This is a genomic window from Microbacterium sp. CPCC 204701, assembly GCF_004010105.1.
Lineage (GTDB): Bacteria > Actinomycetota > Actinomycetes > Actinomycetales > Microbacteriaceae > Microbacterium.
The window spans coordinates 1-5,724 of sequence record NZ_RRYE01000194.1; the positions used below are offsets into that span (position 1 = coordinate 1).

8 protein-coding genes are annotated in these 5,724 nt (G+C 71.0%); 7 read left to right on the top strand and 1 reads right to left on the bottom strand.

Features of this window, described 5'->3' with window-relative positions:
• A partial coding sequence (locus EIO58_RS11560; RefSeq protein WP_164861655.1) for an AraC family transcriptional regulator occupies positions 1 to 558 on the top strand: 558 nt, incomplete at its 5' end.
• Positions 559 to 574: 16 nt separating this feature from the next.
• On the opposite strand, the gene EIO58_RS11565 is transcribed toward EIO58_RS11560, so the two are convergent.
• Positions 575 to 1,045 (bottom strand): DUF4442 domain-containing protein, encoded by a 471-nt coding sequence (locus tag EIO58_RS11565; RefSeq protein ID WP_127819671.1) that lies wholly within the window; start codon positions 1,043 to 1,045, stop codon positions 575 to 577.
• A gap of 85 nt (positions 1,046 to 1,130) precedes the next feature.
• Here EIO58_RS11565 and EIO58_RS11570 point away from each other — a divergent pair, with 85 nt between their 5' ends.
• The 6 genes from EIO58_RS11570 to EIO58_RS11595 form a co-directional block, all read left to right on the top strand.
• Positions 1,131 to 1,487: a GntR family transcriptional regulator gene (locus tag EIO58_RS11570; protein WP_127819672.1), complete on the top strand. Its 357-nt coding sequence runs from the start codon at positions 1,131 to 1,133 to the stop codon at positions 1,485 to 1,487.
• Entirely contained in the window at positions 1,477 to 2,508 is a 1,032-nt protein-coding gene (locus EIO58_RS11575) for a DUF1648 domain-containing protein (protein WP_127819673.1), read from the top strand. Before EIO58_RS11570 ends, EIO58_RS11575 begins: the two co-directional genes overlap by 11 nt.
• Before the next feature lie 32 nt (positions 2,509 to 2,540).
• Positions 2,541 to 3,209, top strand: a complete 669-nt coding sequence (locus tag EIO58_RS11580; RefSeq protein WP_127819674.1) for an O-methyltransferase — start codon at positions 2,541 to 2,543, stop codon at positions 3,207 to 3,209.
• Between the two features lie 107 nt (positions 3,210 to 3,316).
• On the top strand, positions 3,317 to 4,597 hold the full coding sequence (eno, locus tag EIO58_RS11585; RefSeq protein WP_127819675.1) for a phosphopyruvate hydratase: 1,281 nt from the start codon (positions 3,317 to 3,319) through the stop codon (positions 4,595 to 4,597).
• Between the two features lie 34 nt (positions 4,598 to 4,631).
• Positions 4,632 to 5,180, top strand: coding sequence for an FtsB family cell division protein (locus EIO58_RS11590; RefSeq protein WP_240658765.1), 549 nt, complete (start codon positions 4,632 to 4,634; stop codon positions 5,178 to 5,180).
• A gap of 96 nt (positions 5,181 to 5,276) precedes the next feature.
• A partial coding sequence (locus EIO58_RS11595; RefSeq protein ID WP_164861656.1) for a DUF501 domain-containing protein occupies positions 5,277 to 5,724 on the top strand: 448 nt, incomplete at its 3' end.

The following is a 5,724-nucleotide window of genomic DNA, read 5'->3' on the forward strand; positions in this document are numbered from 1 at the left end:
GGAGCGACGACCCGGCTCGCCGAGCGCGTGCTGCGGGGGAGCGGCTGGGCGGTGGGCGCGCTGCTGCGCCCGGCAGCGCTCGCGCGACTGCACGATGCGCCGAGCCAGATCGTCGACGGTCATATCGTGCTCGAGGAGCCGTGGCTGCGCGCGGCGGTCGCGGCCGAGATGCCCGATCCCGCCGCCGCGTGCGGCGTCGTCGCGGAGTGGCTCGTGTCGACTCTCGGTGCGCCCACCCCGGAAGGACACCTCGCGAACGCCATGTCCGATGTGCTCATGACCGACTCCGCGATCGTGCGCGTCGACGACGCGGCCGAGCGCATGCGCGTGTCGGTGCGGACGCTGCAGCGCCTGGCGCACCGCACCGTGGGCGTCCCGCCTGCCGCGATGATCCGGCGCAGGCGCCTGCAGGAGGCCGCGGAGCGGGTGCGGGAGCAGCCGACTCTCGGGCTCGCCGAGATCGCGGCCGAGCTCGGCTACACCGATCAGGCGCACCTCGCGAACGACTTCCGCGCAGTGCTCGGCTTCACCGCAACCGACTACCGGGCGGCGCGCTGACGGCGCGGGCGGCGCGTCACGCGCCGGCCTGCGTGACCCGCTTCTTCTCGCGCACGTAGACCTCGCGCCGCACCCGCGCGACGACGTCGCCCGCGGCATCCGTGATCTCGGTCTCGAACCACTCGAGCACCTTCGCTCCGCCGCGTGCCCGCTCGCGCAGCTCCTGCGCCTTCTCGCGCGAGACCTCGAAATGCGCCGTGAGCACGCCCCGGCCGGGTGTGAGGAACTCGATCTCACCGCGCGTGTCCCACACGACGTAGTCGCGGCCGAGCTGGTGCATCACGAGCATGAAGTAGTACGGGTCGGTCATGGCCGACATCGAGCCGCCGAACGCGGTCTTGACGTAGTTGCGCGTGAAGACGTTGACGTGGAGCTCGACCGTCGCGCTCGTCCAATCGTCGGCGAAGCGCCTCACGCGGATGCCGCTGAAGAGGTTGGGGATCCACAGGCTCATGCCGACGGCGAGGCGGCGGGGAGTCACGCGCATGCGCATCAGCATCGCGAAGGTCGCTGCATCATCCGAATCGGTTGGCGGGTGTGCACAATTGTTCTAGTTGTCATAGAGTTAATGCGTGTTGCTGCGCATCGATCCCGAGAGCGAGGCGCCGCTGTTCGCGCAGATCGCCGATTCGGTACGTGCGGATGCCGCGGCCGGCCGCGTGCGGCCGGGCGAACGACTGCCGGCGGCGCGTGAGATCGCCGCCGCGCTCGGCGTGAACGTCCACACCGTGCTGCACGCGTACCAGGATCTCCGCGATGACGGCCTCATCGAGCTCCGCCGCGGACGCGGCGCCGTCGTCACGGCACAGGCCGAGACGCTCGAGGAGCTGCACCACGACATCCGTCGACTCGTCGCGCGGGCACGCGCGGCGGGACTCTCGCCCGACGCCCTCGCCGCCCTCGTGAAGGAGACCGCCCGTGATCGTTGACCACCCTCAGCCCGACCCTCGCGCACGGCGCCGCTTCATCCAGGTCGGCCTCCTCGTTCCCTTCGTGCTGACCATCGTCGGCGTTGCCATCCAGCTCGCCGTTCTGGCGTCCGTCCCCGAAACGGTCGCGATCCACTGGAACGGCCGCGGCGAACCTGACGGCTACGGTCCGGCGTGGACGTTCCCGGTGCTCACTTTCGTGCTCGGCGTCGGCATCTCGACACTGATCGGCGGCCTCGCGCTCGGCGGAACCCGGCAAGCCCCTGCTCAAGCCCGTGGCCTTCCCGTGCGGGGCCGGGGTGTCGATCTGCGCTTCATCGGCGCGCTGCTGGCGGCGTCGTCCGCCTTCATGGTGGCGCTGCCCACGGGTCTGCTCCTGCTGCAGACAGAGGGGACGGATGCCGCGGCCAGCGCCGCGCTGTGGATTCCGGCCGCCCTTCTCGCCGCCGTGGCGGTGGGCGTTCTGGGCTGGTTCGCTCAACCGAGGACGGAACCCTCCGAGGCAGGGCCTTCACCCGCCGCACCGCTGCCGTTGCGCGACGGCGAGCGCGCGGTGTGGGTGCGCTCTGTGACGATGTCACGCACTCCCGCGGTGATCCTTGTCGCCGTCTCACTGCTGATGGTTGCGGCCGGTGTCTGGATACTGATCGCGCGGGCCGGCCCCGCGGGCTGGGTGCTGTTCGGCGTCGGTCTCGTGCTCACGGCGATCGTCGTGTCATGTGTGTCATCCCAGGTCTTCGTCGACGACACGGGCCTGCGCGTGCAGGCGGTGACCGGCGTGCCCCGATTCCGTGTGCCGCTGCACGAGGTCGAGTCGGCGGAGGCGGTCGTCGTCAACCCGATGGCAGAGTTCGGCGGCTGGGGCTGGCGCTGGGCGCCTGGACGCTTCGGCGTCGTGCTTCGCACCGGGGAAGGGCTCGAAGTACGGCGCACCACCGGTCGCAGCTTCGTCGTGACGGTCGACGACGCCGCGACGGGCGCCGCGCTCCTTCAGGCGCTCGTCGAACGCGCGAAGGCTTGACGCCCTGACCGGGCAGCCGATTTGCTGAGTCCATGACCGATCCCACTCCTGACCTCTGGCGCCGCGTCGACACCTACCTCACCGACACGCTCGTCGGACACGAGCCGGGGCTCGAGCGCGCTGTGGCCGATCAGAACGACGCCGGACTGCCGGCGATCGAGGTCGCGCCGGTGAACGGCAAGCTGCTGCACCTGATCGCGCGGATCTCAGGCGCACGCCGCGTGCTCGAGGTCGGGACGCTGGGCGGCTACTCCACGATCTGGCTCGCACGCGGCGTGCCCGACGACGGTCGCGTGGTGACGATCGAGGCGGAGCCGCACATCGCCGACCTCGCGCGGGCCAACCTCGACCGCGCCGGGGTCGGAGCCAAGGTCGAGATCCGACGGGGGCGGGGCGCCGACGTGCTGCCCACGCTCGTCGACGAAGAGCCCTTCGACCTCGTCTTCATCGACGCCGACAAGGAGTCGAACACGATCTACCTCGACTGGGCCGCTCGCCTCGGGCGCCCAGGCACGGTCGTCGTCGTCGACAACACCGTGCGCGGCGGCGAGGTCGCCAATCCCGCCACCGAGAACCCGCAGATCATCGGCGTGCAGCGCGGCCTCGAGATGCTGGGCCGCGATCCCCGATTCGAGGCGACGGCCCTGCAGACCCTCGATGCGAAGGGCTACGACGGCATCGCGATCGCGTTGGTCGTGTGACACCGGCGACGACGGATGCCTCTGGCTCCGGCATCCGTCATCACTAGACTCGGGGGCGGACCGACGACGCTCCGACGACCCACCCTCCACAAGCAAGGAGTCACCCTGTGGCACAGATCGAGGCTGTAGGCGCGCGCGAGATCCTCGACTCGCGCGGAAACCCGACCATCGAAGTGGAGGTGCTGCTCGACGACGGCATCGTCCAGCGCGCGGCCGTCCCCTCGGGCGCGTCGACCGGCGCCTTCGAGGCGTACGAGCTGCGCGACGGTGACAAGGGCCGCTACAACGGCAAGGGCGTCCTGAAGGCCGTCTCCGCCGTCATCGACGAGCTCGGCCCCGCGATCGAGGGCGTCGAGGCGAGCGAGCAGCGCGTCATCGACGAGATCCTCATCGCCACCGACGGCACCGAGAACAAGTCGCGCACGGGCGCGAACGCCATCCTCGGCGTATCGCTCGCCGTCGCCAAGGCCGCCGCCGACTCGGCCGACCTGCCGCTGTTCCGCTACCTCGGCGGCCCCAACGCGCACGTGCTCCCGGTGCCGCTGTTCAACGTCATCAACGGCGGCGAGCACGCCGACAACGGCATCGACTTCCAGGAGTTCTTCCTCGCCCCGATCGGCGCCGAGACCTATGCCGAGTCGCTGCGCTGGGGCACTGAGGTGTACCACGTCCTCAAGGGCGAGCTCAAGGCCGCGGGCTTCGCCACCGGCCTCGGCGACGAGGGCGGCTTCGCCCCCGACCTGCCGAGCAACCGCGAGGGCCTGGACTTCCTCATGCAGGCGATCGAGAAGGCCGGCTTCGCACCCGGTGCAGACATCGCCGTCGGCCTGGACGTCGCCGCGACCGAGTTCTTCACGGACGGCGTCTACACCGTCGAGGGCAAGGCGTGGTCGGCTGAGCAGCTGACCGACTACTTCGCCGACCTCGTCGCGAACTACCCCGTCGTCACGATCGAGGATGCCCTCGCCGAGGACGACTGGGATGCGTGGAAGGCGCTCACCGACAAGATCGGCTCGAAGGTGCAGCTGGTCGGCGACGACCTGTTCGTCACGAACCCCGAGCGCCTGCAGCGGGGCATCGACCTCGGCGTCGGCAACGCGCTGCTGGTGAAGGTGAACCAGATCGGCACCCTGTCGGAGACGCTCGACGCCATCGCGCTCGCGACGCAGAACGGCTACCGCTCGATGCTGTCGCACCGCTCCGGCGAGACCGAGGACACCACGATCGCCGACCTGGCGGTCGCCGTCAACGCGGGTCAGATCAAGACCGGCGCGCCCGCCCGCAGCGAGCGCGTCGCGAAATATAATCAGCTTCTGCGCATCGAGGAGGAGCTCGGCGAGGCCGCGGTGTTCGCGGGCCGCGGAGCGTTCCCGCGCTTCAAGGGCTGATGCGCTGACAGCGTTCTGAACGAGAGGGGGAGCCGTGGCGAAGACGACGGCTCCCCCTTCTCGTTCCCCGCGCGCCGACGGGACGCCCCGTCGGCGTCCGCCGCGGCGACCGGTCGACGTGCGCGAGTGGCTCGGCGGCGTCCGCCTGTCGGGGTTCATGGTGATCATGCTCGGCCTCGTGGTGCTCGCCGCGTTCGTGCTGGTGCCGACGATCGGCACCTACGTCGACCAGCGGCAGCGGATCGCCGCCCTCGAGACCGCGGTCCGGCTCAGCCGCGAGGAGGTCGCCGAGCTCGAGTCGCAGCGCGACCGGTGGCGCGATCCGGCGTACATCACGACGCAGGCGCGCGAGCGGCTGTACTACGTCCGCCCCGGAGAGGTCGTCTACCTCGTCGACAACGACCTGCCGCCCGAGCTCGCTCCGCAGGAGCAGGAGCCGGTGAGCGACGAGGTGGAGCAGACCCGCACCGACTGGATGTCGCAGCTCGTGCGATCGGTGACCGAGTCCGGCCTCGCGCAGACGGTCGCGCCGGTGACGATCGGCGTCCCCGACCCCGGTTCGACGCCCGCCCCGACACCCTGATCGACGCGCGGGAGCGGCATCCGCCGGCGCGACGTCGGCCCCGCGCGGACCAGGGCGATCCAGCCGCGTCCCAGCAGCCACCGGTACCCTGGCGACGTGACGACTCCGCCGTTCCCTCCCGTCAGCGAAGCCGACCTCGCCGTCCTGCACGAGCAGCTCGGCCGCCCTGCCCGAGGCGTCGTCGGAATCGCCGCGCGATGCGTGTGCGGCAATCCCACCGTGGTGGCGACGTCGCCGCGTCTTCCCGACGGCACGCCGTTCCCCACGTTCTACTACCTCACGCATCCCGCGGCGACCGCCGCGATGTCGATGCTCGAGGCCGACCACGTCATGCCCGAGCTGGCCGCCGAGCTCGCCGACGAGGAGGTCGCGGCCGCGTATCGTCGCGCCCACGAGGCGTACCTCGGGGACCGCGCGGCGTACGGCTTCGTCGCAGAGATCGACGGGATCTCCGCCGGCGGCATGCCGACGCGAGTCAAGTGCCTGCACGCGCTCGCGGGGCATGCGCTCGCCGCGGGCCCGGGAGTCAACCCGATCGGCGACC